We start from the raw sequence: 25,801 nt of genomic DNA, 5'->3' as shown, positions 1-25,801 counted from the left end.
ATATAAATTACTCAACTTCCGCAGCTTAGTTCTCCAAACAAACCCTTGATATAGCAAGGTAAACCAGAGATTCATTCGCGGAGTTGACAAAATACTGACGACTTTTCACGTTTAGTCTTTGCATGAGTTAATTGTATAAATAGCGCCATGAGTTGTTGTAGAGCCGTCTGGTAATCCAAATCCCTAACCTCATCTGCAAAAAGGAAAAACAGACCACCTAGCGACTTTTCGTCATTTTCATGGCGACGCTCGTATTCCATCACCAAATAACGGCTGAACACGACCGTCGTGTGGCTGACTAGCATGTCAAAAGAACGGCCCTGGAACTCGGTGCCAAGTTTAAGATAGCTCTTCGTAAATTTGAAAAACGTCTCGATACTCCAGCGCATACCATAGATTCGTACGATTTCGTCTTCACTTACGGTCAAGTCCGTGCTGATAATGGCCAGCCATTCACGGCGCTTGTTGCGATTTTGAACAAACACGAACTTAACGGGTAATCCGCAAGCGGTTTCGGCGATGACAGAGCCCAGAATTTCAGTTGGCTTTCCCTTTTGTTGCGTACAACTCTTTTAAGGTCATTAGTTTGCCGTTTAAGCGATAACGTTGCTTCAATTCTTTGACCATAGTATGATCCAAAAAAAAAATGGCACAAACCTGTTAAATCAGGCTGTGCCTCAAAATACCATTATGCAAACCAGGGCATTAATGTTTTTACAATAACGATCTCCCTGGGAACAGAATTTCTCATAGTAACAATTAAGTAAAGAAGTTCAATATTTACATAAAAGCGGCCAACCATTTTTCAATCGCCTCGTTCTTTCGATGTCCTTTGAATACATATTGTACTTGAAAGATCCGGTCTTAATTGTGGTGACGCGCTGCTTGTAGGGCATGAGGTGACAATTTTTTATTCAAACAATATTTAATTAGAAAAAATATATATTAATTCTTTATTAGCTCAACTTCACCAATCTTAATTTCAGAAATAGATTGAATTTCCTCAAGTGATTTTACAACCTGTTTACCTAAGGCAAAAGCCATTAACGGAGGAATTGCATCTCCGATTTGCTCATAACGATCCTGTTCAGGATCACTATGGAACTTTACATAATGACCTTCAAATTGATACCAATCGGGAAAAGACTGGAGACGTGCAGCTTCCCGCGGGGTTAAGCCTCTATCAAAATTAGGATGTATCATTTCATCTAAACAATGGGATGTCACTGTAAAGCAGGGTTGATCCTCACGAAGCCTACGATTTCTCGATCCGAATATTTTATTTGGAAAGAATTCCTTAACATCATTTTCTTTTCCTTCTAGTAAAAGCCTGTCCACAGCTGTCTTCATGCTCTCCCCTTGTAGAATTAGATGCATTCTTTTTCGCATTTTTTCTGTATGGTTTATTGCTTTATGTGAACTAATTGTAGTAGATATATCATAATCCAAATGATCTGGGATAAATGTATTGACCCCCCTCATACATCGAACAAATTCAGAACGGTGTTGTTCTTGAATATTATCAAAATTAAAGTCGTACACCTCTGATACTTGACCAAAGTCGATTTGAGGTAAATCAAACAAAGCGTCCTTTACAGTTACATAAGGCTTATCACCTTCTGGACCATGTGTAATCTCAGGGTAAGTATATTGCGCTTCATATTTACTATTTATTCCAACAAGGAAAATTCGTTCTCTGTTTTGTGGAACACCATAATCACTCGCTTTAAGTAAAACTTCCTTAGCATTTCTACTAGCGAGCTTATAAGAGCCCCCTGTCTTTCCGTCTATACGTTCAAACTCATCGCAAATATCTTCAAACATCTTCCCAGATATTCCTTGCGATTTTTTAGATAATAACCCTTTTACATTTTCAAATAATACCATCTTAGAATTTACTGAACGGGCTATCCGAACGATATTTAAAAATAAGTTATTACGCTCATCATCTTCTTTTCGATCTCCTTGCATAGAAAATGATTCACATGGTGCTCCACCTGTAACTATATCAACTGTGTCAGTATTAAACCTTTTAGCTAAAATTTCCATAATTAAATCATTAGATACCAGCCGTACATCACCATATATAAGTAATGTCTTGTCGCTCGGTTTAAAAAATTCATCCGAGTTTTCTAACTGACCATTTAGATAGTCCTCTAAAGGGAATATATCTGCATTATGAGTCGATTTATAAGTTTGAGTTGTCCAATAACTGAATTCAACTGCAATTAGCGGTTTGATACCAGCCCACTTAAAACCTGTACAAATTCCGCCTGGTCCTGAAAACAAGTCAATTGATGTATACGACATAAATTCCTCCTAAATATGAGAACATACATTTCATTATAACATCTTTCGTCGAAAAACACTTTAGTAATTCAAGAAAAAGAAGTCGAATTTTCTTAGTAATTTTATTGAAATAATTGATTAATTGCCCATTCTACTTTGTCAAGAATTTTATTTGAAAAAATATCGCAACCAATGGTGGCCAACCTGGCTTGGCAAATTCATAATCCACCACATGATGGGGAGATGGCGTAATTTATTCGCCTCGCCATAAGTAATAAGGAATTCAATGTTATTTTTGTCCCGAACGCGAATCAGGTATTGCTTGTTCATTGTCACACACCTCCATTAATTTATCTCGTACCCAAGATTTGTGCAAGTATCAAAGAGCTTGGTAATTGCATAACTAGTACCGAAATTTGGGATTAGTGCTGTAAGTACGCCTGTTACAATTGGAGCCGAAAAAGAAGTACCGCTCGTTATCCGCCGGGTATAAGTGCCAAATAAATAGCCACCCTGTGGTAGTAACCGAAAGGTGGTCTCATGTCTCGACCTGCCCGATCATTACCTTACTCAATTTAACAGCAAAGTCTTTCTTTTTCATTATTATCTATTTACACATAATATTTTAAGCTCTCGATGAAGCCTTTGATGCAATACCTCAGAAATTTGGCTACTCGCTTTATGATTAAAAATTAAATATAAAAAGTAAACACCCATCTATCGACAATGAATAAATGGGTGTTTGATACGAGGGGATTAGATAGCTCGGCATTTTTCTATATAGATCTAATTGCTAAACCTTAAAACCGTATTTGGAGGTTTAATACAAACTTAAGTTCACTTGTTAAACTGTCAATTATAATTTTTCCGATATCATATCTTGAACTACTTGGAGTATCAAATGCAGTGTGTGTATATAAGTATTTACTCAGCTTATTTCGGTCATAGATGTGGTAACACAAAACGTCAGCATCATCTTTGACTACGATATAACCCCCAGTAGCTTCGTCTAATCCATGCCACGGTGTTTGGGGAACCATTCCTAAAGCGCAAGCTATTAATAACTGTTTTACTTTATATTCGATGATTTCTTTGTCTTCACCAGTTTTTCTTATGAATGAATCTACAACATTAGGTATTTTTTTCCCTTTAACAAAATAGGATTCTTCAAAAAGAAGTGATAATACTTCTGGCATACGGTAATCTATCATTTGAAGATTTTTAGTAAACGTATTCGAGGAAATGCTTTCAAATTTGAGCTTAGCACCTTTTTGATAGATTTTAGCAATTCTGTCTTTTAACTTTGAACTACCCTCGATCTTGTTTATTTCATCTATATCACTATTGGTTAATGGAGCAACTGGCGATAACACGCTATATGTGATATTAGTTCCTCCTGAAGCATTTAGTAAAGTAGCTCGACCACCAATATATGATTTTACACTAAAACTTAAAATAGGATCTGTTGAAGTCAAAGCATCATGAACTTTGATAACTAAATCTCCCTTTAATCTACTTCCTGCTTTTAGAGAATGAATTTTCAAACGTCCAATAAAAGGTTCGATATTAGGTACTTCAAAAGTATGACCGCTACCATTTTTTATTCCTTGAAATAATTTATTAGTCTCCATCCTAAAATCACTGAACGGAACTGTATACGTCACGCCTCCAATAACAAAATCAACGTTTGACGTTGGTATATTTCGTAAATATTCGTTGTCACTTTGGAAAGCTGAAATGATATCGTATTTTACTTTTGGGTCTTTATCGAGATTTTCATCAGTTCCGTATATTTCTCCATTAGCCAACGAAAAAAGGAAAGCATATAATTCTGACCATTCACCCTTATTATATTTATGAGCCATTAAAACACCTCCGTATTTCTCTATTATCCCACAAAATAAAAACAAGAAAAAGATAGAGAGTTTAAACTATCGCGCGAGCGGAAATGACGAGAGAGTGTCTGGGTTATCTAATATGTAAATAAACGTGTATCCTTTCCCGTAGCCCTCATTCGTAATTGGTGCAATCAGATCAAGCACACGGAGATCTCTATATATCGTTCTTTCAGCTGTATCACACTTTACCGCAAGCTCCTTGGCTGTAATACCTGGATTGGCTTGTATCGCATTAAGCATTTTGAATAGTCGAATGACTTTATCGATCATCGATAACTCTCCCTAGAATTAGTTCTAAACCCCTATTTCTAATACATTCGATTCTATTTCCCACTATTCCCCAAAATCCTGCAACCGTCAAGCTAACAGTTTTGTTACAAACCTGTTCTCTCTGGTCCCAGTGCTTTAAATAGCTCCTCGCTTCCTTCCTGCCATACCATATAAATCTCTTTCGTACCTAAAGACAATTCAATAATCATAGTCTCGTGACATATAAATCTGACAATCCCGTTGATTTGATTAAAAAATTTATCATACACTCTTCCAGCGCTTTTCTCGATGCCGCTGATATTCAGTGGCTTTCTTTAATTTCAAATAAAATAGGCCTCTTAGTAAGAGACCCACAATGCATTACCCAGAATTAACTTATTAGGATAGCAAAATTTTTATCTTTTGATGAATCGTTCATATAGATGAAGATCATCTAATTTGTCTTTACTTGTAACTGTACTAGTATTTTGTCTGATATAGAAATCGCCCTCAAATCGAACTGGATGATCAGCACCTGTGATTTTCAGTACCAGTACAGTTTTATCATAGTAGCTAACAACCTCTAAATTCTCCAATATTTGTCCTTTATAATAAGCTGGTTGGATATCCAACTTAGTAAGTTCACCTTCAAAAACACGACGATAATGTTCTAGATTTTTATATCCCTTAGTGACCTCGCCATTAATTCCGGTAACATGGAAGTCACCGATCTTTATAGAATCAATATTATAATATTTTTTATATCTAATTGCGTCACTAGACTTATCAGCTACACCCATAATAATATATCCAGCTTCGTTTTTACCCTTGTTAGCCATAGCTGTGAGTGTCTTAATAACCTCTCGGTGTATAGTATTGGGGAAGCTATCATCGTGAAGAGGATGCAACCCAATTTTAAAATCATAGGAATTATCTTCTGTCCCTGATCTATTCAATAAAGTTTCTAGCTTCGTTATTCCTGAAATTGCTGTTGGGTCGTTACTTTCTCTAGTTATAAAATATCCTTCTAACATCCCTACTAAAGCGTTAATTGCTCTATTTCTAGTGCTTGTATCATCTCTAACCTCTGACAATTTCCCTTGTAACTCTCTTGCCCCTAATCCATTTAATTCATCTACGATTTTACTGTAGTTAACTATTTCTTTATTTCTTTTGATAAGTAATTCATAGAAAGCAGCATACACAATTTGAAATGCTCTATTTACATAACTTTTTTGGTTTGGGAACAATAAATTTGCAAATGATTTTCCAGATATCTTTATTGTTTTCTTGATCTCATCAAATACAATATCAAATAAACGCCTTACTTCTTCAACCCCACCATATTTTTTTATCTGATCGATTACTAATTTGTACTCTTGCGACTCAGGCGCAAAATAAACATTATCTAGTATCCTGGCAGCGTAATCAAATTCATTATTCGTCAACATACTAATTAATATATATGCAATAAGTTCCTCGTCCCTTGATTCCCGAATATTTTCTACGGTGATAATCCCATTTTCGCACCAGAAAATAGTAGGGATTTGAATACCGTACTTTAAACCTCTGTTGTTTAAACTTATTCTTTTCATAATATTAAGTGGCATAACATCATAATGAGATTCATCACCTCTTTTCGATTCAGCAATTGTTCGAACTAGTTTGGAAAATTCATTCAATATTCCTGCCTGCCGAATCTCTTGTCTTGATAGATGCTTTCCGTTTGAATTTATCCTCCTAAAAATTTCCTCAATGTCTCCGTGCTTATGCAACTTTGTAATTGAAAGAGGAATCTTATATCGTGCAATCTTAGTTGAGATCTCTCTCTCAAGCATAGGGCTCTTTTGTTTAATAACCCCTTTATCTTTTAGGTATTTTGTTTGAGCCGTTGACTCAAGATCGAAGAAATTTCCATTAAAACTATATTCCCCTTCTATGAAAGAAACCATAGCTTCAAGACGCTGCATTCCATCGATAATTTCGTATTTACCTTTTCCTTGATCATTAGTTTCGGCTACTAAAAAAAGTGGTACTGGAAAGCTATTGTACAAGGATTCAATATATTTTTCTTTTTCTTCCAATGACCAAACAAGTTTTCTTTGGTAGTTTCTATTAACTATTAAGAGTTGATTCGTATAGAGTTCATAAATGCTTTCGATTGATACATCAGTAATATTAAGTACTTCACTAATCTCCAAAATTACCCCTCCAAAATAAAATCTTGATCATTATTTTCTCTGCGCTTTAATTCCATAATCTCAAAACTACTCAGAAGTCTATATAGTTTAACTATTCGACATTTTTTGCCAATTGCCTTCTTTTAGTAACAAACAAACGAATCTATCAGAACTACTTAAGCTAACTCAATCCCCAAATAAAATAGGCCTCTTTTCCAAGAGACCCTAATACGCCGTTGTGCCAATTATTTTTCATTCCAAACAAGTAGTGAACAACACTCCACATGCACCGTATGCGGAAACATATCCACCGGTGTCACCTCCGCGACGCCGTAACCGCCATCGACGAGCACACGCAAGTCGCGCGCCAGTGTCGATGCGCTGCACGACACGTACACGACGCGCCGCGGCTGCAGCTCGAGGATCGTCGCCAGCAGCGCCGGGTCGCAGCCCTTGCGGGGCGGGTCCACCACGATCACGTCAGGCCGAACACCCTGACGGGTCCACTCGGGGAGGACCACTTCGGCTGGGCCTGCCTCGAAGTGCACGTTGGTCATGCCGTTTAACTCGGCATTCTTCCGTGCATCCGCGATCGCCTCCTCGACGATCTCAACCCCATACACCTGTCCCGCCTTCTGGGCGAGGAACAGGGAGATCGTTCCGATGCCGCAGTAGGCATCGACAACCGTCTCGCCGCCAGTCAGCGCGGCGTACTCCAAAGCCTTCCCGTACAAGACTTCCGTCTGGACGGGGTTCACTTGATAAAACGATCGCGCGGAAATTGCAAATTTCACATCGCCGATATAGTCATAGATGACTTCGCTGCCCCACAGGACGCGAGTCTCATCCCCAAAAATAACATTCGTCTGTTTCACATTAATGTTATGGCAAATGCTCTTCACGCCGGGCAGCGCGGCACGAATGCCAGCGACCCACTCGGCGACGCGAGGAATCTCGGCGCCATTCGTAACCAGCACGACCATAATCTCTCCCGTGCGGAAGCCGACTTTGACGACGACGTGGCGAAGCAGTCCGTCATTACGCTCTTCATTATAAGCGCGAACACCGAGACGCGCGCCGATCTCTTTCACACGAGCAACGACTTCGTCGTTCGACTCATGTTGGATCAAACACTCATCCATATTGATAATGCGATGGCTTCCCTGCGCATAGAATCCGCCGATGAGTCCGCCCTGCTCTTCCCCAAAAGGAACCTGAGCCTTGTTCCGATACCGCCATGGGTCGGTCATCCCCAGCGTAGGATGAACAACAATGCCTTCATCTGAAGCACCAGCATCAAGATGACCTAGTGTTGGCTCCCCCGCAACCTGCAGCTTCCCAATCCGCTGCAAATTATCCACCACCTGCTGGCGCTTCACGCGAAGCTGCGCCTCATAACTAAGGTGCTGCAGCTGACATCCGCCACATTCCTCATATATCCCACAATCCGGAACAATCCGGTCCGGACTCTCCTCAATCACTTCCACAAGCCCAGCATATCCATACTGCTTCTTCAAATGCTCCACCCGAACAAGTGCACGCTCACCGGGCAGCGCACCAGCGACAAAAAGGGTAAAGCCGTTCACACGGCCCACCCCTTCACCATCATGGCTGATCCCAATGATCTCAGCCTCATATTGCTGCCCAATCTGCACCGGCAGATCGGCCATCCAAGCCGGAGCCGCCTTCGCGACGGAACTCCCTGTCTTCCCAGTTCCTCTATCTTTACCTGACATAGAGCCAGATTTACCTTTTGCTCTCATAAGACCCTCACTTTAATAAAAAACTAAAATTAAACAATAGCTCAATCTCTGATCCCTACTCTACCTTGGCCGGGCGGTGCACGCAGGGGTAGTGTTTTACCTTCTGTTCATTACTCATGATCCCCATCCAACTGCCCGTTCCTCAATTGAAACGGCGTAGTCAACGTCTCTAAAAGCGTCTTCTTATAAATCGACTGCCCCGATTGATCCACAATAATCTGCAAATGACTCTTCAAATTCGTCATCACACAAGGCAGCGTGCCCCCGAACTCCCCATCCAGATTCAACTGGACGTAGTCCGGTGAATTAATCTCGATGTGATTCGTTTGGAAATAAATCAGATTCGGATCGCTCAGATGCTCACCGCGCAGTGCGAGCGTAACCACTCTTATGAACTCAGCAAGATTACACTTGCGCAAGATCAATACGTCAAAAAGTCCATCATTCATACTCGCTTCCGGAGCCAGCTTCTCGAAGCCGCCAACGGAGTTGGAGTTGCCGACGAGGAACATCATGACTTCCTCATGAAGCTCCATTTCGCCTGCCTTGACGTACAATTCGATCGGCTTCAGCCTAGGCAGTTTCTCCAGTCCCTTCATATAATAGGCCAACTGGCCGATCATGGTCTTGAGCTTGCTCGGGACTTCGTACGTCAGCTCGGTCATCGAGCCGCCGCCGGCGATATTAATGAAGTAGCGGTTGTTGATTTTGCCTACATCAATGTCGGTTGTGTACTGCTGCACGATCAGGTCGCAGGCGTACTCCAAATTCTTAGGAATGCCTAGCGCCCGGGCAAAATCGTTGGTCGTTCCCAGCGGCAAAATGCCAAGCGGGGGCCTGCCTTCCCTCTCGGCCATGCCGTTGACGACTTCGCACAGGGTACCGTCTCCGCCCGCAGCGATGATTAGATCGAAGCCTCGGCTAACGGCCTGTGCCGCTGCGAGTGTGGCGTCGCCTTCACCGATGGTGGCGTGAGCGGATGTTTCGAAACCGCCGCGCTCTAGGCGCTGAAGGATTTCTGGCAAACGTTTTTTCATTTCTTCCCGGCCAGAAGTCGGATTATAGATCAGTCTTGCTCTCTTGACCATTGCGTCTCATCACCTGTTTCGCCTTCTGCGATTTCTGAAGCAATCTGCTTCTCGATCCATTTGGAAATTAGCGGACTAGGCAGCAGCGCCCGTCCATTATACCGATATTCGAACCCTTCCATGCGGGAAGGGATGACTTGCGTCGTGAAATAGCCTTCACTTAGAAAAAGCGGCGCAACGACGATCATCTGGTCGGGCTTCTTCTGGGCCCACCAGGTCATCTTCCGTTTCACTTGATCTGGCAAAAGCATAGCGACATCCGCCTCGTCGTAGCCGCCTAACGCTTTCAACCGCTCAGCGAGCAGCTCTAAGCCTTGGCGCCACTTGAGATGGAAGCCCTTCTCTTTACTTCCGTGACCGATGAGCAGGACGATTTCCTGACTTGGCGATTCGGAAAGCTCTTTGATTTTCGCATAAATAATCTCAGCAATAACGGGGTCGTCATCAATTGGTGATGTGAAATGAATGCGCGCCTTGATTTCAAAAGGTTCCATATCGGTCTCGAGCAGTGGCTGTTCAATCACACCCAGGGCATAGCTGATTTCATCAATATGTGTACTCCCAGAGGACACGAACAGTGGAACGACGATAATATCGGTCACGCCCTGCGCCTCTAAACTGTAAATACCATCTTGAATTAATCGGCCTTCCACCAACTCCAGATAAGAAGCGTAGATCGGAACATTCATCGGCATCCTGACCGCAGACACGGCATCATCGACGAGCTGAACCCAGCCTTCATCCCGAGATCCATGGCTTATGACTAGCACACCATACACGCTCATTTTGTTTTCCCCACCCGTTCTACCCATGCCTATAATCCTATGCTAACGAATGTGTTCACACATGTCAATTGACCTGCAAATAAACAGGAAAAATCCCGCATTACGCAAGGTAACGCAGGATCTTGAATTCATTTTCGAACAAGCAACTTCATTAACGACCTAAACGATCCAGCGTCAGCACATAGCCGTCGTTTCCGTAGTTCAGGCATCTTTTGACACGAGAAATGGTTGCTGTTGATGCGCCCGTCTCGGCTTCGATCTGGTTATACGTACAGCCCTTGCGCAGCATGCGAGCAACCTCAAGGCGTTGAGAAAGCGATTGAATCTCGTTCACTGTGCATAGGTCATCAAAAAAGACATAGCACTCTTCAATATCTTTGAGCGTCAGCACGGCTTCAAAAAGCTGGTCTATTGCTTTATCATTTAATTTTTTTAATTGCATAGGTTGTCAACTCCCGGTAGAAAAGCATGTTAGCTTATAAGATCAGTTTAAGCTCCTGTGTATCATTCGACACGCCATGTATAAATCCTTCCTTTAGGATTGCGAAACGGTAAAATTTCTATGCGTTAATGAGGTGAATTGTGAGAATTAACTAGACCCGTGACATTCGTCCATACCAACGGTAGGCAATTGACATATCCTGTAGGAGACAAATCTGATATAAAGGATCGTGAATCCTAGTGAGCAACCAAAGACAAATCATTGGAAATGGCTATAATCGTCCTGAAGTGTATACTAGAAGCCTCACTGTACCTCCACAAATGGGTAATGGCGGCTTCGGGCAATATCCGGGCTTAGGCGGTGGCAGCAATCCGTTCGCACAAGGCGGAGGATTTCCTACTCCTTTCGAAGGAGGCGGTAATTTCTTCGGCGGCCCAAGCGGCGGTAATGCGGGTGGCGGATTGTTTGGCGGCGGCGGAGGTAATGCTGGCGGCGGATTGTTCGGCGGCGGCGGCGGCAACCCCAGCGGTGCTGCCGGAGGCGGCGGAGGTAATTTCCTCAGCAACCTCTTAGGTGGTGGCGGTGGCGGTGGCGGCGCAGCTGGCGGGGCCTCGTCTAACCCGCTAAGCGGTTTGAATTTGAATCAAATCTCCGGCTTCGTTGAACGTATGGGTGGTATTGACGGCATTCTCGGCACAATGGGCAAAGTCCAGAAGTTCGTGAGCACCTTTAGACAAATGGCACCTATGATAAAAACCCTTATTGGAGCGATTGGCAAAGGCAAAGTGAATTCATCGGATGACTTGGAAGATATATTTAAACCCAAACGCAAACGTCGTAAGAGATCAGGCTCAGGCGCCAAAAGAAAAGGAGCACCCAAATCCGGCCCAACTACACGTAAACGCCGATAAAACTAAAAAAAAATGAGCAGACCATAATCTGCTCATTTTTCTTTAAATAACAGGTCCAATTCTTTTTTAACTGCTAGACTCTCTACCTTTACGTTTACTGCCACAACTCGAAGCCCCGTCATGCTTTCCACAGCTTCCCTAACGTTTTCTTGAAGATCCCGACATACATCCTGAATCATAGTGCCGTAATTAACGATGACGCGTAGATGGATGGCGGCTTCCGACTCCATAACCTCGACAAACACGCCTTTTTTCGCATTTTTTCCGCTCATACGCTTAGTTAGGCCTTCGGAAATACCGCCTGACATAGAAGCAATCCCAGGTGTATCTAGGGCGGCAAGCCCAGCTATGATAGAAATAACATCGTCAGATATATGTATAATTCCAGATTGCGATTTCTCGGACAAATGAACCCCTCCCACTTCCTTGATGTATATTCTTCGGTCCCCTTATACTAGGCTTGTTTGTTCCAGCTGCTGACGATAAGTTTCAAGAGCTTGGTGAAATCGATGAAACTCGCTCGATAATGCTCCTAAATTACTTTTAATAATAGCCCTTTTATCTGGATTTTCCCCGTCAAACAGAAGATCCAAATTGCTATCGATTCTTTCCCTTAAAACAAAAATGTAACCTTGTTCATGATAATTTTCAGATATTCTTTTTAAATCCTCTGCAAGTTCGTAGCTAAGAAAACGAAGGTCTCGTTTTCTTAACGTATTTTGAAATTCAAAATAATCTGGCGTATAGTCTTCCCTATAATCCTGCCCAGGCACTTGTTTCCAAAATGAATTCCACTCCTCAAGAAGATCTACTTCATAAAGAAAGTACCTGAGAAATCCACATAACCATGCTGTACAACTCGTGTTGCGAGCTCTACAACCACTTTTAAAAGATAAATTTCTGCAACCTTTACAGCATGATCCTCCATTAGCTATACAAATGTTACATAGTTGGTCTGATCCAACATCTCTTAAGTAATCAAGACCTTGCTCAATAACCATCTGTCTAGAAGTAGTCATTAAATCAGAATCCCCCCTTTTTACACTTGAGTCGTTTTCTCTCCCCATTTGTGTAATTCAATGTTTTTTATGGCTTGATGAAACTCATGAAAGTCTTTGATTAAATAATTGAGCCTCTTTATTAAGTGAACAGCAATATCCGAATGATCAGCAAATTCAATCTCATCAATAAGATCATCCAAATCCCTAGCCAATACAATGAAATCGAGATTATTCTTATCTCTGTTCAACTTCAGTTTAAGATCATTCGCTAGCGCTTCGCCTAAGCTCTCTCATCATAGGAACTTCAAGATGTGTCGTCATTTTCACCAATGGAGGTGTAGAATCCTTTCGAAATTCAATACCAGGAACTTCATCCCAAAATGTATCCCAATCTTTAATCAATCCTGCTTTGTAAAATAATAATTTTAAGTATCCGCATAACCAAGACGTGCAGCTTGTATTTCTATTCTGACAGCCCAAGCCATCTATTAAGTGGCTGCAAGTACGACAACAAGAACCGCCATTTTGAATGCACACTTTACAAATATGATCTGCCCCTAAACCATTGAGATGTCGCATGCCATAGTCGATCAGATACCTTCTTGTAGCTATATACAATTCATCACCAACCAACATTCAGACCCAACCCTTATTTTTATAGTTTCAAATAACAATATATTTGATTTTTTGAATATTTATAACTTATACTATAACTGAAAAGTATTTAAAAACGCAAAGGATTTTGAAACTTGGTTCCATGCTTTCGAGCTTGTGATATGATATTCTATATATTCAAATGTTCGAATATTACTAATAGGGGAGAACGCTATGTATCAAGAAATACAGCATTTTAAAGCGGATTTTTTCAAGGCGTTAGCACACCCACTGCGTATAAGAATCCTTGAAGTTTTAGTCGAAGGCGACAAAAATGTTAATGAGATACAAACGATATTGGGCAGTGAAGGTTCTGCCGTTTCACAACAGTTAGCTGTATTAAGAAATAAAAACGTTGTCCGCGGGATTAAAGATGGAACCTCTGTGGTATACTCTCTAACTGACCCATTAATTAAAGACCTACTAACGGTTACCAAGCAGATTTTTGACAATCATCTTGTGAATGCTATTTCAATGTTAGAAAATATAAAAAATCAGTAATTCATAAAAAAGGAGTGAATCGGGTTGTTCGTATCGATTTGCTTCTTTTTTGGTTTATTTCGCTTGTATTTCTAGAAAATATCAAATTGACACTAAGTTAAATTGGATATATGATTTTATATATATTCAAATAATCAGATATTTAGGTCGGTGGGATTCGATATGAAATTCTCTTTTAGTGGCAGATTCCAAGGCTATAATGGAAAAAAATTTCAAAAAGACTTGATTTCAGGTCTAATCGTAGGTATTGTCGCCATTCCATTAGGAATGGCGTTTGCAATTGCTTCAGGCGTAAAGCCTGAATACGGGTTATATACTACGTTTGTAGCAGGCATACTAATCTCATTATTTGGGGGTTCGAAGTTTCAAATCGGCGGTCCGACGGGAGCATTTATACCCATTCTATTTGCAATTGTGATGCAGTATGGGTACGAAAACTTGCTTATCGCAGGTTTTATGGCTGGAGTCATTTTGTTATTCATGGGGATTTTTAAATTAGGTGGTGTCATTAAATTTATTCCACGTCCTGTCACCATAGGTTTTACCACAGGAATTGCCGTTACCATCTTCACAGGACAAATTGCCAATTTCCTTGGATTGAGCAATCTTCAAAAACATCAAGAATTTCTTTCCAATATGAAGGAATTAGGCATTCACATCTCAACAATCAATATGTACAGTATCTTAACTGCTGTGATTTGCCTCGTGCTTATCATTCTGACACCAAAGCTATTCCCTAAAATCCCTGGCTCATTAGTGGGAATATTGATTTCTACTGCTGCAGCATCAATCTTCTATCCAGACAAGATTGCAACCATTGGTTCTACCTACGGATCAATTCCGAATAGCCTGCCTAGCCTACACTTTCCTGCACTCTCCATTGAACACATGCAATCTTTAATAAAACCCGCTTTTGTAATAGCCATGTTAGGTGGTATTGAATCCTTACTTTCAGCCGTAGTTGCTGACGGAATGTCAGGAAGCAGACATAACAGCAATCGTGAATTGATGGGTCAAGGTATCGCGAATATGATAACGCCATTGTTCGGGGGTATTCCTGCAACAGGTGCTATTGCAAGAACCGCAACTAATATTAAAAGCGGAGCGGAGTCTCCCTTCTCTGGGGTCATTCACGGTATTGTCGTTCTGTTGGTTTTGTTCTTATTTGCTCCTTATGCTTCGAACATTCCGCTTGCGAGTATGGCCCCCATTTTAATGGTTGTTGCTTGGAATATGAGCGAACGCAAGGAGTTCGCCCACGTTATAAAAACCAAAACTGCAGAGTCATTCGTTCTGCTTATTACCTTTCTTCTTACTGTCTTTACAGATCTAACGACCGCTGTTGAGGTTGGATTAATCTTGTCTGGTATCATTTTCGTGAAACATATGAGTGACCTGCTAATTACTGCAAAGGTCTTGCCCGACCCTTCCGATAAGAATGAAAAAGTAGCCGCACATATGGTTAATGAGCAGCATTATTGCCCTCAAATCAGTATCTACACCGTCGAAGGAGCTTTATTCTTTGGGGTTGCAGCCATGTTTGAGAAGTCCATTATGGACGAAATCCATTACAAACCCAAAGTGTTATTATTGCGAATGGGCAATGTTCCCTATATGGACACCACAGGGGAATCCAATTTATCAAGTATCGTCAAGCACTTTAACAAGCACGGTGGCACCGTAATCATTTCCGAACTACAAAACCAACCAAGCCAAATGCTGAAGAAAACAAAATTAGACGAATTCATTGGGCTGGAACACTTTTTCGAAAAAACAGGTGACGCGGTTAGCTTTGCATTAACAAAACTTAACCACTCTCAATGTCTGGGGTGTAAGCATTATGCGTTCCGTGAATGCCATCAACTATCAACCCGAGAGATTAAATAACCAAGGATAAACGACTCCGTCGTCCTTCTGGGACGAGCGTGTTTGTCAAGACTGATGACGCGAAGTGTAATAAAACTTATACTTTCTTATCTACGGACAAAAAGCGCACGAGAAAAGCCGCCTCGTCTTGGTTCTAACCAAGCAGGGCGGCTTCTCTGCGCCTCTATGGCTATTCCATTTTCAACGTTGTACCCTCCGGTACGATCTGAATCCAGGTGTTGCCCGGCAGCAGCGGCACTTCCTTGCCACCCTCTGCATAGGCGCGCAGCATGCCATTTTTGCGTTCCCAAGTGATCTGCTGAGATTTGCCCTCTTGCAGGATGAGTCCTTTACCAGGTCCGAATACGTCGACTTCACGGCGCCCCTCTTTGTCCACAATTTTGTGCTTGCTCTCGAGTACGAGCAGATTTTTGGTTTGCAGCTGCTTGCCCGTCTCTTTGTCGAGATGCGGCTTGCCCTCCATGCTGCGCTTGTATACACCTTCAGCGGCATTGTATTCATAGGAAACGAAATATCCTTGAATATAAGGAATTTGAATATAATTCACGGCTGCGCCGGTAAGTTTACTTTGAGCATCCTTGGCAAAAGTGAGCAGCGGTCCATTCCATTCGGAGCGGAATTTGCGCGCCTCGGCGCCCTGCTTCATTTTATCCATAGAGGTATAGAGATTATGGGGTGCTTTGCGATCGGTCGCGCGCCAATAGTAGGCGCCATCGCCATATACCTCGTCAAGATGGGCCAGCTTACGGCCTGCCATCATATCCATCGCTTCCTGACTCCAGCCAGCATGGACGATAACCGCATCGAGCGCGTCGCCGATCTCCACGAAATAAGGCCGGATGCTGCGCACGGGACCAATGGTCTTCGCTGCTTGACTCTGGAACACCGAGACGAATCTCGTAATCTCGCCCTCTGCAAGAATCTCATAGACGATGTCCGCTTGATCTAGGCCGGTTTGGGGCCTGGCTTGCGGGGCATTTTCGACCATGACCATGAAGGGCCGGCTCTTCACTTCTTTATCGGTAGGCAAACCCGTTAGCGGGAATTTGTACGGCTGCTCCGTCTCCACAGCTGTAGCCGCAGGTTTGGTGGCTGGCGATGCGGCGGCGGGCGTGACTTCAGCGGTAATCGGGCTGGTCGATGGTAAGGAGGCAGGCGTATCGCTGCAACCGACAATGGCTATGACAGAGCATCCAAGGACGAGCCAGGCGCTAAGGTTTTTGGGGCGGAATAAAGGCAATGCTTTCAACAGGGCTGCACCTCTTCTCTTAATCGTTCTAGTAAATGTATATGCTAGTGATGCGATAGATAGAAGACATTTTGTGCTGTGGGCCAAAAGGTAGTTGGACCCGCGACTGTGATTAGGTATAGTAAGGGTAGGTGATTGGCTTGTTTGCGGAGTGCTTCTGTATGCGTGATGATGGATTTGGTTGCTGGAGTGCTTCTATTCGCGTGATGGGCGTGTTTAAACTAGGTAATGCATTTTGTGCATCAAATTCTGCTCAAATCGGTGTTTTCAGTAGATTTGCTGCAAAAACTACAGCTAATTCATCCATAACAAGTTGATTTGGCTAAAATGGACCATTTTTGCTGCGCTTTTTGCAGCTTCTACCTTATAGATGGAGTGACCACCGGAATTACATGCACTTTTTGCAGCTAATTCATCTATTCCCTACTCGCCAAAAAGGAGGCTATTCCATGACCAAGCTCACCGATGACCAAGCCATCGTATTGTTCGACGGGGTCTGCAATCTGTGCAGCGGTGCTGTTCAGTTCATCCTTCGGAACGACCCAAAGGGGATTTTCCGGTTTGCTTCCCTGCAATCGGATAGCGGCCAAAAGCTGCTCGAGCAGCACAACCTGCCTACGGGTATGATCAGCACGATCGTCCTGATCGAGGGCGGCCGCTCCTATACCCGTTCGACCGCTGCGCTGCGCATTGCCCGGCGTTTGCGTGGCGCTTGGCCCCTAGCGTATGCGGCCATCATCATTCCCGCTCCGCTGAGGAATCTGGGCTATGCGTTCGTGGCGCGCAACCGCTATCGCTGGTTCGGCAAAGCCGAGCACTGCATGCTGCCGAAGCCAGAGTTCAAGGCGCGGTTCCTGGATTAGTTGATCAGCAGTCCGACTAAGACTTCCTCATCCCGCCAAACATCCAACAGCATAAGCTCAGCGTGCCCATCTGAAAGCTGTGATGCAGCAGCTTCGCCCTGCGTGTAGTGTCCGCCGCACCTAGTGCAAGCAGCAAAGGCACAAAATGCTCCGGCGTCGGAACCGCCTCACGCGCGTTTGGCGCTCTTTCATCATAGCGAACGAGCGCATCCAAATTCCACGTCTCCAGCTGTTCCGCCAACCACTCATCGAATTCCACCGCCCACACCTGCGGCACAGGGTTATTCCGATCCAGCTTGCGCAAGTTGTGAACCGTCCCTCCACTGCCGAGGATGAGAACATCTTCTTCCCGCAAGGGGCCTAGACTGCACCGATGCGATAATGCTCTTCCGCCGTCAAACGCGGATTCACAGAGAGCGCAACCACCGGTATCTGCGCATCCGGATACATAATATGCAGCGGTGCCCACGCCCCGTGATCCAAGCCTCGCTCATCATCGAGCTCACAACGAATGCCCTCTTCCTGAAACAGCCGCTGTATATGTAAGCTTAGCGTCAAATCCCCTTTTGCTGGGTACTTAATGTCATAAAGCTTTTCCGAAAAGCCCGAGAAATCATAGATCGTTTCCAGATGAATCGCCGAGCTAATCTTCTGCACGGGACTTTCCCAATGTGCGGTGAACAGCACGATGGCTTTGGGAGCAGGAATGCTCTTGGCCAGCTTCTGCAAAAACTCGGTGTAAGCATGCTGCTCAATCGCCAAACTCGGTGCTCCATGGGCAATGAAAAAAGATGGCAGCATGGCAGATCCCCCTTCTTCCTAAATGGTAACTTTTTACCAATCTACTTTACATTATATGCCTATGGGCACAAATAAAACCGCCCCTGGTCAGGGCGGCTTCAATATTAACCTATTCGCTAGCTCATCGGCTTTTCAGAAACTGCTCAATCCCGTCGGCGATACCTAGTGCCAGCTTCTTCTGATATTCCACTTCGGACATCAGCTCATCTTCTTCCGGATTGGTCATGAAGCCAAGCTCGACCAGTACGACTGGCACTTTGGACCAATTGAAGCCTGATAAGTCGCTGCGTGCTGATAGTCCTCTTCCTGCCGTGTCATTCGCAGCTTTCAGATGTTCTAGAATAAAGCCAGCTGCTTCATGGCTTTCTGCTGCGATGGGCTTCACCGCGGCTGTGGAAGCCGAAGGATACAACACCGAAAACCCTTTGGTTTTCGGAGAACTATCACCATCCGCATGAATGCGCACAGCCAGCGCTGCTCCAGCTTCGTTGGCCATATCCGCACGCTGCTTGTTGCTGATATCGACGTCATGCGACTCGCGAGTCATCGCAACCTCGATGCCGCGGCGGACCAGCTCGTCCTTGATCAACAGGGAAACCTCCAGATTGAGGACATATTCCGGTTTTTTCGTTCGAACGCCGACCGTGCCGGAGCTGACCTTTGGCTTGGTTTCCCGCGAATCCGGGCCCACTGACTCAGGAGCATTATTCCCATAACGCTGATGTCCGGGATCCAGCATGACGAGTTTTCCTTGAGGCGTGGCAGCGGTTTTGGAAGCCGCCGGCTCTGTTTTAGGCTTTGCTATAGGTGTTACTGTAGCCTTAGCAATAGTCTCTGTTCCAGCCTCTACTGCAGACTTCAGCAATGTATCAGCGACAGAACTTTCCGCCACCGGCTTCATGGTCGCGCTACTCGAAACCGCAGGCGCTTCCTTGTTTACTATAGGCGACTCTTGCCGAATAGCCTGTCTGTCCAATACTTGTGGCGTACAACCAGCCGCGATCAATACACAGACTATCCATATCGCAACAATCATGAAAGCCATCCACGGCCTCCGGTTTTTTCCTATATTCACACGGTTCTCCGCCTTTTCATTTGTTGCTTTTTCACAACGAATCACCCGATGCATGAAACAACCATCTCCTGCCAAAACTATCCTCCATATAAACAAAAATAGAAGGAGGTACTCACATGAATACTTTCTGGAGCTTCATTTCTCACCATTGGTTATCGATTGCTTTAATCGTTGGTGTACTCGTTGCCTTATGGTCCGTTTACAAGCATAGGGACAAGCTTCTTAGAAGCACCGATGACAACTAACTTCGGACAGTAGAATCTTATTATACCTTAAATACTTTGACAACCTCTTGGAGTTCGTCAGCCATTTTGGACAACGATTGGGAAGCTGCGCTCACTTCTTCCATGGAAGCAAGCTGCTGCTCAGCTGCTGCGGCTATGCTGTGTGTGCTCTCTAGCGATTTACTGGAAATCGCGCAAATGTGCTCGACAACCTCAACCATATGTTTCGAGTCGGATTGAATGAAGACGGCCGATTGAGACACTTCTTTCACATGTCCAAAAACATCCTCCACCGCTTGGAGAATAGCCAGAAATGCCGCCTTCGCACTTTCGCTCATTAAGGTTCCATCGTTGACGGCTTGGGTCCCTTTATTCATGGAATTTACTGCATGGCTGATCTCAGATTGGATGTCACTGATTAAGCTGCGAATACGGTCAGCTGCTGTTGCGGATTGTTCAGCCAACTTGCGAACTTCAGTCGCAACGACGGCGAAGCCCTTACCGTGCTCGCCTGCTCGTGCTGCTTCAATCGAGGCATTGAGCGCCAACAAGTTCGTCTGACTGGATAATGTTGTAATCAGCGTGATCATTTCCCCGATTTGCAGCGATTTCCCGCTCAGCTCATCTACAATCATGGACGATTGCTCCATGTTGCGATGAATGAGCTTCATTTGCTCCGTTACCTCGCTTACGGCTCTGTTCCCTTTTTCAGCTGTCTCGGCTGTTTTCTCAGTCGAAACATTTACTTTCTTAACGCCGTCAACAATCGATACAAGCCGCTTGGCGATGTCGGTAACCGTCTTTTTCGACGTATCATTCATATGACTTTGCTCATCGGCGCTTGAAGCGACTTGCTGGATCGAATCTGCAATCTGCTCCGTTGCTCTCGAAGTTTCCTCTGCGCTAGCCGATAATTGTTCGGACATAGAAGCAACTGTGTGCGTGTGCATCGAAATGGAACCAAGCATCGTACGAAGCCTCTGAATCATTTCATTGAAGGAATGCCCCATTTGCCCTAATTCGTCACTCGTTTTCACTTCCATTTGCTGCGTTAAATCACCTTCTGCGATGCGACCTGCCATCACTTTGGCTCTACGTATTTGGTTAATGAGGTATCGACTAAATAAAATAATTACAAGCACCATGATGACCAGAGCGATCAGGCCGCCTATGCCCAAAGAAATGACAAGCTTCTGCACAGGCTCCAGCAGCTCTTTCTCTGGCATAACGAGCGCAATCGTCCAGCCGGTTTCCGGTATTTTTTGATAATAAATACGATTAATTCCCTTATCATCTGTGATGGTGGACTGGCCATTTGACTGTGAAAGCAGCGTTGGCGCCAGCGCACTTATCGACGGGTTCGGGTCCTTATTCATACTGACCTTCATTACCTTGGACTTATCCGGCAGAGCCAGATAGTTCCCTTTGGCATCGACCAAGAACGCCCACCCCGTGCGGCCTACCTTCGTTTCTTCAACAAGCTTTTGCAAGCGAGCAAGGTTAAAATCACCGGTGACTACAGCGAGAAACTGCTTTTTTTGATCATAGACGGGTACGCTCGCCGTCACCATGGTGACTTTCGTCGGTTCGTCATAGTAAGGATCGGAGTACGCAAACGATTGCTTCGTGTCCTGAGCCAATTTGTACCAATCCCAATGCGGATAATCGTAATCGGCTGTGTTATAGTCTTGCGTTAAGTTAATTTTGTCCCCTTCTCGGAACGCGTAAGACGAAAAATATTTCGTTTTGGCATTGTACTTGAACGGTTCAAAGAAAATTCCTAAACCAAATGTGTCTTCACTCGTGACCAAATCACTAGTTAGTATTTTATTATAGTTGTCCAAAGTCAACTGGTTAGGTGCAAACTCCACTGTTTTGGCCAGCACTTCACCCACTTTGCGATGAACTACAAGCTTTCCATTAATGCTGCTGGTCACACTTTCTAGCTGCTGCTGCATCTTGAGCCCAATCTCGTTATTAATCAATCCTTTACTATTCACGTATGCGAATGCGACGATGCCAAACAGGGTAACAACAATAAGAGGAACAAGCAACAGCATAAATTTACTTTGAATACTTTTTAGCTTCACTAAAATCATCGCCTCCACCTATCTCTAGGACTATAGATTATCACTAGAAATTCCGTTCACTTTCGACAAATACCTCTTATTTTCGACATTATTTGAGTAAATTTATTATGAAGGTCCTTTCATCATTGCCGACCTTATTTATCGTGGTAAAAAAGAAAGACCTGAGGCTTTACCTCAGGTCCTTTGTGTGCAAATCCAAATGTTTGAGCTTGGGGAGGAAATTGGATATAGGGCTCCAACCGCCCATATCCGTTTTCTCCATGATCATCTTCTTTTCTCTGCAGGCCGATTTTGGAAGCTGTCGCAGAGCTAACGAACCGTGCACACGCAATTATCCTCATAATGCGCATACTCGAATGGCTAACGAATCGCAGCCTCGTTACGTTAGCGAAAAAGCCTGATTTGGGGCTGTCTTTCCTGTAATAGCGTTTTCTCGATTCGTTAGACTATCAAAAGCCCGCTTTTGGGCTTCATAACGTTTTCTGAGTTCGTTAGCGTTTGTCCACAACGAATCGACATCCGACTTTGCTCAATTGCAGAAGTTTTTGAATGGCCACCTTAGAAAGGGGATACCCTTAAGCTCTACCTTGAAACTTATACTTTCTATTATGTAAATAAAAAACACAGCCTTTTAACAAACAAAAGGTTGTGTTTCTGCTTTCAAACTATTTACTAGTCAAAATAAATCGGGTTCGTTAACGCAGCCATAAGCGTCATGTTGACCACATCGAAATGCCGCCAAACTTCGGCCCGTACAAACGTTGTTCCCTGTGCGTCAAAATGGATGCTAAGCCCCCCGTCTGAGGACACTAGTACTTCCTTTTCCAATCTGATGTTACTAAAAAGTTTGATCTGATCTCCTGCCATCAAATCCTCAGCATGCAAAGACACTTCTCTGCTCCGCTCACCTGCTGGAACGATGTCTCCAACCCTATATGAGCCGCAGTTCAGCTCCACAAATGGCCCGTTTGGCGCATAAGTAATCACCACGCGACCCAGCCCTATAGCGCTCAAAATGCCATCCACGGTTTTCTCAGAAGCGTACACCCATGTACATGGCATCGCATGCTTCACGTACGGATCCGGACGATGGGTATCGCTGCCGCCAACCGCAACAAGCCTTCTGCCAGAGACGAGTTGACTATGCCACCAATTCAGCGTCCGAACATTCCGCTCCGTAAAAGGGCCATTCCAGACTTCTACCCAGTCATGATCTACATTAAAATCCCATTCCCACGGGCAGTACTCGCAATGCGGATGATTAATCACGATTTTGGCTCCGTTAGCACGGGCTTCGGCAATCTTGGCATTGACGTCTTCCTGACTCTTCACCCGGAAATCACGGATGGGATCGGCAACGCCCAAGAAATTGCTGTGTCCGAAATTCGTTGTAAATTCCATTCCCGGTATCATGACAACGCTTGTATGGCGCGGGTAGGTCATGTTTTGGCTGACTGTATTATGATCCGTCATGGCGATGAAGTCGCAGCCGAGTTCCTCCATCCTTGCCGCATTCTCTTCCAGCGTAAAAGTGCCGTCGCTGTTCACGCTGTGCGTATGTAGATCGCCTTTCAGCCAGCGAGGTGTCTTATAAAGAAATTCAATGGTGACTGTAACGGAACAACCTTCATTCGGTACCTTGTAAGCGTTATGTAGAACCGCCCAGTTTCCCGGCGTCAAATCACCCGACAAATAGCCGGGAGTTGATTGTTCTTTTCCGAGTCGAAATGCTTTGCGCGCTCCACCGCTCCAACCTCTCACTCTGCCGGTGTCCCTCAGGCCCAAATCGATCACGGCCTCCAGTTCGCCATGTAATTCGATCACGTAAGCGACCACTATCTCCTCAACATGCTCGGGCATTTCAAAAGGCACTTCGATATAGGTGCTTTGCTCCGAATGAGCAATTCTTTTCGTAATGGTTGTAACTGAACGTATTCTTTCCACAGGTTTCATCTGTCGCTCTCCTTGATCTGCTCATTGTCTATTCTTTTACAGAACCAAGCATAATTCCATGTATAAAATACTTTTGTAGAAACGGATATACGATAAGAATCGGCACCATCGAAACCACGATTTTGGCCGCATTGAGTGTCTTATCTGATACCTTCATCAGTAACTCAAGCTTAGTCGAATCAAGCTCCAACACGTTCTGGTTGACGACGAGCTGCTGAATATACGTTTGCAGCGGATAATTTTCCGCACTGCGCATGAAGATCAAGCCGTCGAAGAATGAATTCCAGTGACCGACAATACTGAATAAAGTGACGGTAGCCATCGCTGGCAGTGAAAGCGGCAGATAGACTTTGACCATCATATACCAAGGTCCCGCACCGTCCATGTAACCCGCGTCGCTAAGCTCTTTCGGCAAGTTTCGGAAGAAGTTCATTAACAAAATAACGTTAAACACAGGTACCGCACCCGGCAGCACCAGAGCCCACATGGAGTTAAACATCCCTAATGCCTTTACGGTCAAATACAACGGAATAATTCCGCCGCTGAAAAGCATCGTGAACAGCATGAACCACATATACACGTTCCGGTATGGGAATTCCTTATTGCTTCTCGATAACGGATACGCCATCATAACGGTCAATACGAAATTGATTCCACCGCCCAGCAAAACCCTTTTGACGGAAACTAAAAACGCATTGAAAAAATGCGGTTCTTCCAAAATTTTACGATATGATTCCAAAGAAAAGCCAACAGGCCAAAACTTAACGAATCCCCCAGCCGCTGCCGCGTTGTCGCTAAACGAGACGGAGAACACGTGCACAACAGGCGCGAGTGACATGGCTGAAATGACTAGCATCACTAGGATTAGAGCTGCTTCGGTTATACGAGCCGAAATCGTCTTATTACGTACCACTGGCATTCACCTGCTTCATTAGAAAATTCTATAATTCGCATACGTATAGGCAACTCTGTACGAAATAAAGATGAGAATGAAACCGATCGCTGATTTCAACAAACCGACGGCGGTAGCTAAGCCATATTGAGCCTGCACAAGTCCTACCCGGTACACATACGTATCGATAATATCACCTGATTCGTAAACAAGAGGATTATACAAATTAAAAATTTGATCAAAGCCTGCATTCAAAATATTGCCTATGCTCAAAGTGGCCAGTAAAACAACTGTAGGAACCAAGCTCGGCAGCGTCACATAAAACAATTGTTTCCATCGATTTGCTCCGTCTATTTCGGCTGCTTCATAGAGGGAAGGATTAATGCCAGCAAGTGCAGCTAAATAAATAATGGCAGCAAATCCGAACTCCTTCCAAATGTCTGTACTAACAACAATGCCAGGAAACAAGCTGTTTTTGGCCATAAACATAATCGGCTCGAAACCTAATGCTTTCAATGCATGGTTGATAATGCCGTCGAGCGACAGCATATCCATCACAACACCCGCCAGGATAACCCACGATATAAAATGCGGCAGGTACACAACCGTCTGCACCCATCTTTTGAAGATCCGGAATCTAATCTCATTGAGCAAAATGGCAAATGTAAGCGGAATGATGAGATGCGCGATAATTTTGCACACGGCAATAAATACCGTATTAAAGAAAATAACTTTACTGTCTCTCAGTTGAAACATGTACGTAAAATTTTCAAATCCGATCCAAGGAGAGTCCCATATGCCCAGACCGATCTTGAAATCTTGGAATGCAATCGCGATTCCGAACATCGGCACCAGATGAAAAATAATGAGCAGCACGATACCCGGCAGGAGCATCAAATGGTAGTGCTTATAAAACGATTTTATGTTCATGAACGATACACCTCTGTTCAAACTTATCCATTTTGATGGTAGAAAGAGCGCACCACCATTCGGTTTGGTGATGCGC

General features: G+C 44.0%; 27 protein-coding genes and 1 pseudogene. 7 read left to right on the top strand and 21 right to left on the bottom strand.

Annotated elements, in window-relative coordinates:
* Positions 1–71: 71 nt before the first annotated feature.
* The 10 genes and pseudogenes from ACBP55_RS03650 to ACBP55_RS03605 all read right to left on the bottom strand — a co-directional run.
* Positions 72–627: pseudogene (locus tag ACBP55_RS03650) on the bottom strand (IS4 family transposase); the annotation flags it as partial.
* Positions 628–945: 318 nt separating this feature from the next.
* Positions 946–2,310: a DNA cytosine methyltransferase gene (locus tag ACBP55_RS03645; RefSeq protein WP_464649848.1), complete on the bottom strand. Its 1,365-nt coding sequence runs from the start codon at positions 2,308–2,310 to the stop codon at positions 946–948.
* Positions 2,311–2,457: 147 nt separating this feature from the next.
* Positions 2,458–2,619 carry a hypothetical protein gene (locus ACBP55_RS03640; RefSeq protein ID WP_464649846.1) on the bottom strand — a complete coding sequence of 54 codons (162 nt, stop codon included), beginning with the start codon at positions 2,617–2,619 and terminating at the stop codon, positions 2,458–2,460.
* Positions 2,620–3,089: 470 nt separating this feature from the next.
* Positions 3,090–4,154: an HpaII family restriction endonuclease gene (locus ACBP55_RS03635; protein WP_464649844.1), complete on the bottom strand. Its 1,065-nt coding sequence runs from the start codon at positions 4,152–4,154 to the stop codon at positions 3,090–3,092.
* A gap of 66 nt (positions 4,155–4,220) precedes the next feature.
* Positions 4,221–4,457 (bottom strand): winged helix-turn-helix transcriptional regulator, encoded by a 237-nt coding sequence (locus ACBP55_RS03630; protein ID WP_464649842.1) that lies wholly within the window; start codon positions 4,455–4,457, stop codon positions 4,221–4,223.
* 395 nt (positions 4,458–4,852) lie between these two features.
* Complete coding sequence (locus tag ACBP55_RS03625) at positions 4,853–6,637, bottom strand: GmrSD restriction endonuclease domain-containing protein (RefSeq protein ID WP_464649840.1); 1,785 nt, start codon at positions 6,635–6,637, stop codon at positions 4,853–4,855.
* Positions 6,638–6,861: 224 nt separating this feature from the next.
* Entirely contained in the window at positions 6,862–8,286 is a 1,425-nt protein-coding gene (rlmD, locus tag ACBP55_RS03620) for a 23S rRNA (uracil(1939)-C(5))-methyltransferase RlmD (protein WP_464649838.1), read from the bottom strand.
* A 203-nt stretch (positions 8,287–8,489) separates the two neighbouring features.
* Positions 8,490–9,467, bottom strand: a complete 978-nt coding sequence (locus ACBP55_RS03615) for a diacylglycerol kinase (RefSeq protein ID WP_464649836.1) — start codon at positions 9,465–9,467, stop codon at positions 8,490–8,492.
* Positions 9,446–10,252, bottom strand: a complete 807-nt coding sequence (locus ACBP55_RS03610; RefSeq protein ID WP_464649834.1) for a sirohydrochlorin chelatase — start codon at positions 10,250–10,252, stop codon at positions 9,446–9,448. Before ACBP55_RS03610 ends, ACBP55_RS03615 begins: the two co-directional genes overlap by 22 nt.
* 151 nt (positions 10,253–10,403) lie before the next feature.
* Positions 10,404–10,694: a YerC/YecD family TrpR-related protein gene (locus ACBP55_RS03605; RefSeq protein WP_029198698.1), complete on the bottom strand. Its 291-nt coding sequence runs from the start codon at positions 10,692–10,694 to the stop codon at positions 10,404–10,406.
* Between the two features lie 239 nt (positions 10,695–10,933).
* On the opposite strand from ACBP55_RS03605, the gene ACBP55_RS03600 reads away from it, so the two are divergent.
* A complete protein-coding gene (locus tag ACBP55_RS03600) occupies positions 10,934–11,605 on the top strand; it encodes an aminotransferase (RefSeq protein ID WP_464649832.1) in 672 nt (223 codons plus the stop codon).
* Between the two features lie 32 nt (positions 11,606–11,637).
* Here the strand turns inward: ACBP55_RS03600 and ACBP55_RS03595 are convergent, their stop codons facing one another.
* The 3 genes from ACBP55_RS03595 to ACBP55_RS03585 are packed head-to-tail and all read right to left on the bottom strand — an operon-like array spanning position 11,638 to position 12,854.
* Positions 11,638–12,012 carry an Asp23/Gls24 family envelope stress response protein gene (locus ACBP55_RS03595; RefSeq protein ID WP_464649830.1) on the bottom strand — a complete coding sequence of 125 codons (375 nt, stop codon included), beginning with the start codon at positions 12,010–12,012 and terminating at the stop codon, positions 11,638–11,640.
* Between the two features lie 42 nt (positions 12,013–12,054).
* On the bottom strand, positions 12,055–12,624 hold the full coding sequence (locus ACBP55_RS03590) for a hypothetical protein (RefSeq protein WP_464649828.1): 570 nt from the start codon (positions 12,622–12,624) through the stop codon (positions 12,055–12,057).
* Positions 12,625–12,644: 20 nt separating this feature from the next.
* Complete coding sequence (locus tag ACBP55_RS03585) at positions 12,645–12,854, bottom strand: hypothetical protein (protein WP_464649827.1); 210 nt, start codon at positions 12,852–12,854, stop codon at positions 12,645–12,647.
* Positions 12,855–13,434: 580 nt separating this feature from the next.
* Here ACBP55_RS03585 and ACBP55_RS03580 point away from each other — a divergent pair.
* Positions 13,435–13,761 carry an ArsR/SmtB family transcription factor gene (locus ACBP55_RS03580; protein WP_056829088.1) on the top strand — a complete coding sequence of 109 codons (327 nt, stop codon included), beginning with the start codon at positions 13,435–13,437 and terminating at the stop codon, positions 13,759–13,761.
* Positions 13,762–13,923: 162 nt separating this feature from the next.
* Positions 13,924–15,648, top strand: coding sequence for a SulP family inorganic anion transporter (locus tag ACBP55_RS03575; RefSeq protein ID WP_464649825.1), 1,725 nt, complete (start codon positions 13,924–13,926; stop codon positions 15,646–15,648).
* A gap of 169 nt (positions 15,649–15,817) precedes the next feature.
* On the opposite strand, the gene ACBP55_RS03570 is transcribed toward ACBP55_RS03575, so the two are convergent.
* Positions 15,818–16,642, bottom strand: coding sequence for a DUF3048 domain-containing protein (locus ACBP55_RS03570; protein ID WP_464649823.1), 825 nt, complete (start codon positions 16,640–16,642; stop codon positions 15,818–15,820).
* Here ACBP55_RS03570 and ACBP55_RS03565 point away from each other — a divergent pair.
* The 3 genes from ACBP55_RS03565 (at position 16,635) to ACBP55_RS03555 (ending at position 17,760) form a co-directional block, all read left to right on the top strand.
* On the top strand, positions 16,635–16,991 hold the full coding sequence (locus tag ACBP55_RS03565) for a hypothetical protein (RefSeq protein ID WP_464649822.1): 357 nt from the start codon (positions 16,635–16,637) through the stop codon (positions 16,989–16,991). The two genes, ACBP55_RS03570 and ACBP55_RS03565, sit on opposite strands and share 8 nt — an antisense overlap.
* 67 nt (positions 16,992–17,058) lie before the next feature.
* Positions 17,059–17,214: a hypothetical protein gene (locus ACBP55_RS03560; protein WP_464649821.1), complete on the top strand. Its 156-nt coding sequence runs from the start codon at positions 17,059–17,061 to the stop codon at positions 17,212–17,214.
* A 132-nt stretch (positions 17,215–17,346) separates the two neighbouring features.
* Entirely contained in the window at positions 17,347–17,760 is a 414-nt protein-coding gene (locus ACBP55_RS03555; protein WP_464649819.1) for a thiol-disulfide oxidoreductase DCC family protein, read from the top strand.
* Between the two features lie 16 nt (positions 17,761–17,776).
* On the opposite strand, the gene ACBP55_RS03550 is transcribed toward ACBP55_RS03555, so the two are convergent.
* The 3 genes from ACBP55_RS03550 to ACBP55_RS03540 form a co-directional block, all read right to left on the bottom strand.
* Positions 17,777–18,115, bottom strand: coding sequence for a DODA-type extradiol aromatic ring-opening family dioxygenase (locus ACBP55_RS03550; protein ID WP_464649817.1), 339 nt, complete (start codon positions 18,113–18,115; stop codon positions 17,777–17,779).
* Positions 18,116–18,120: 5 nt separating this feature from the next.
* Entirely contained in the window at positions 18,121–18,561 is a 441-nt protein-coding gene (locus ACBP55_RS03545; RefSeq protein ID WP_464649815.1) for a DODA-type extradiol aromatic ring-opening family dioxygenase, read from the bottom strand.
* Positions 18,562–18,682: 121 nt separating this feature from the next.
* Positions 18,683–19,690: an N-acetylmuramoyl-L-alanine amidase family protein gene (locus tag ACBP55_RS03540; RefSeq protein WP_464649813.1), complete on the bottom strand. Its 1,008-nt coding sequence runs from the start codon at positions 19,688–19,690 to the stop codon at positions 18,683–18,685.
* 62 nt (positions 19,691–19,752) lie between these two features.
* Here ACBP55_RS03540 and ACBP55_RS03535 point away from each other — a divergent pair, with 62 nt between their 5' ends.
* Entirely contained in the window at positions 19,753–19,881 is a 129-nt protein-coding gene (locus tag ACBP55_RS03535) for a hypothetical protein (RefSeq protein WP_464649811.1), read from the top strand.
* Positions 19,882–19,901: 20 nt separating this feature from the next.
* Here ACBP55_RS03535 and ACBP55_RS03530 read toward each other — a convergent pair whose 3' ends face one another.
* The 4 genes from ACBP55_RS03530 to ACBP55_RS03515 all read right to left on the bottom strand — a co-directional run bounded on the left by ACBP55_RS03530 (position 19,902) and on the right by ACBP55_RS03515 (position 25,725).
* Positions 19,902–21,959, bottom strand: coding sequence for a methyl-accepting chemotaxis protein (locus ACBP55_RS03530; protein ID WP_464649810.1), 2,058 nt, complete (start codon positions 21,957–21,959; stop codon positions 19,902–19,904).
* Positions 21,960–22,622: 663 nt separating this feature from the next.
* Entirely contained in the window at positions 22,623–23,903 is a 1,281-nt protein-coding gene (locus ACBP55_RS03525; protein WP_464649808.1) for a CehA/McbA family metallohydrolase, read from the bottom strand.
* 28 nt (positions 23,904–23,931) lie between these two features.
* The gene (locus tag ACBP55_RS03520; RefSeq protein ID WP_464649806.1) at positions 23,932–24,816 is read right to left on the bottom strand and encodes a carbohydrate ABC transporter permease; all 885 of its coding nucleotides are present in this window, start codon (positions 24,814–24,816) and stop codon (positions 23,932–23,934) included.
* An 18-nt stretch (positions 24,817–24,834) separates the two neighbouring features.
* Positions 24,835–25,725: an ABC transporter permease gene (locus ACBP55_RS03515; RefSeq protein ID WP_464649804.1), complete on the bottom strand. Its 891-nt coding sequence runs from the start codon at positions 25,723–25,725 to the stop codon at positions 24,835–24,837.
* Positions 25,726–25,801: the final 76 nt, after the last annotated feature.

The organism is Paenibacillus sp. WG02, from assembly GCF_055396115.1.
Note: the sequence above shows the minus strand (reverse complement) of the source record. Positions and strands in the feature narration are given on the sequence as shown.

What these genes read in the sequence shown, in the direction of transcription:
- ACBP55_RS03645 (WP_464649848.1), bottom strand. Translation starts at nt 2,310, where the DNA reads ATGTCGTATACATCAATTGACTTGTTTTCAGGACCAGGCGGAATTTGT.
- ACBP55_RS03640 (WP_464649846.1), bottom strand. Translation starts at nt 2,619, where the DNA reads ATGAACAAGCAATACCTGATTCGCGTTCGGGACAAAAATAACATTGAA.
- ACBP55_RS03635 (WP_464649844.1), bottom strand. Translation starts at nt 4,154, where the DNA reads ATGGCTCATAAATATAATAAGGGTGAATGGTCAGAATTATATGCTTTC.
- ACBP55_RS03630 (WP_464649842.1), bottom strand. Translation starts at nt 4,457, where the DNA reads ATGATCGATAAAGTCATTCGACTATTCAAAATGCTTAATGCGATACAA.
- rlmD (WP_464649838.1), bottom strand. Translation starts at nt 8,286, where the DNA reads ATGGCCGATCTGCCGGTGCAGATTGGGCAGCAATATGAGGCTGAGATC.
- ACBP55_RS03615 (WP_464649836.1), bottom strand. Translation starts at nt 9,467, where the DNA reads ATGGTCAAGAGAGCAAGACTGATCTATAATCCGACTTCTGGCCGGGAA.
- ACBP55_RS03610 (WP_464649834.1), bottom strand. Translation starts at nt 10,252, where the DNA reads ATGAGCGTGTATGGTGTGCTAGTCATAAGCCATGGATCTCGGGATGAA.
- ACBP55_RS03605 (WP_029198698.1), bottom strand. Translation starts at nt 10,694, where the DNA reads ATGCAATTAAAAAAATTAAATGATAAAGCAATAGACCAGCTTTTTGAA.
- ACBP55_RS03590 (WP_464649828.1), bottom strand. Translation starts at nt 12,624, where the DNA reads ATGACTACTTCTAGACAGATGGTTATTGAGCAAGGTCTTGATTACTTA.
- ACBP55_RS03580 (WP_056829088.1), top strand. Translation starts at nt 13,435, where the DNA reads ATGTATCAAGAAATACAGCATTTTAAAGCGGATTTTTTCAAGGCGTTA.
- ACBP55_RS03575 (WP_464649825.1), top strand. Translation starts at nt 13,924, where the DNA reads ATGAAATTCTCTTTTAGTGGCAGATTCCAAGGCTATAATGGAAAAAAA.
- ACBP55_RS03565 (WP_464649822.1), top strand. Translation starts at nt 16,635, where the DNA reads ATGACCATGAAGGGCCGGCTCTTCACTTCTTTATCGGTAGGCAAACCC.
- ACBP55_RS03570 (WP_464649823.1), bottom strand. Translation starts at nt 16,642, where the DNA reads ATGGTCATGGTCGAAAATGCCCCGCAAGCCAGGCCCCAAACCGGCCTA.
- ACBP55_RS03560 (WP_464649821.1), top strand. Translation starts at nt 17,059, where the DNA reads ATGCGTGATGATGGATTTGGTTGCTGGAGTGCTTCTATTCGCGTGATG.
- ACBP55_RS03555 (WP_464649819.1), top strand. Translation starts at nt 17,347, where the DNA reads ATGACCAAGCTCACCGATGACCAAGCCATCGTATTGTTCGACGGGGTC.
- ACBP55_RS03545 (WP_464649815.1), bottom strand. Translation starts at nt 18,561, where the DNA reads ATGCTGCCATCTTTTTTCATTGCCCATGGAGCACCGAGTTTGGCGATT.
- ACBP55_RS03540 (WP_464649813.1), bottom strand. Translation starts at nt 19,690, where the DNA reads ATGCATCGGGTGATTCGTTGTGAAAAAGCAACAAATGAAAAGGCGGAG.
- ACBP55_RS03535 (WP_464649811.1), top strand. Translation starts at nt 19,753, where the DNA reads ATGAATACTTTCTGGAGCTTCATTTCTCACCATTGGTTATCGATTGCT.
- ACBP55_RS03530 (WP_464649810.1), bottom strand. Translation starts at nt 21,959, where the DNA reads ATGATTTTAGTGAAGCTAAAAAGTATTCAAAGTAAATTTATGCTGTTG.
- ACBP55_RS03525 (WP_464649808.1), bottom strand. Translation starts at nt 23,903, where the DNA reads ATGAAACCTGTGGAAAGAATACGTTCAGTTACAACCATTACGAAAAGA.
- ACBP55_RS03515 (WP_464649804.1), bottom strand. Translation starts at nt 25,725, where the DNA reads ATGAACATAAAATCGTTTTATAAGCACTACCATTTGATGCTCCTGCCG.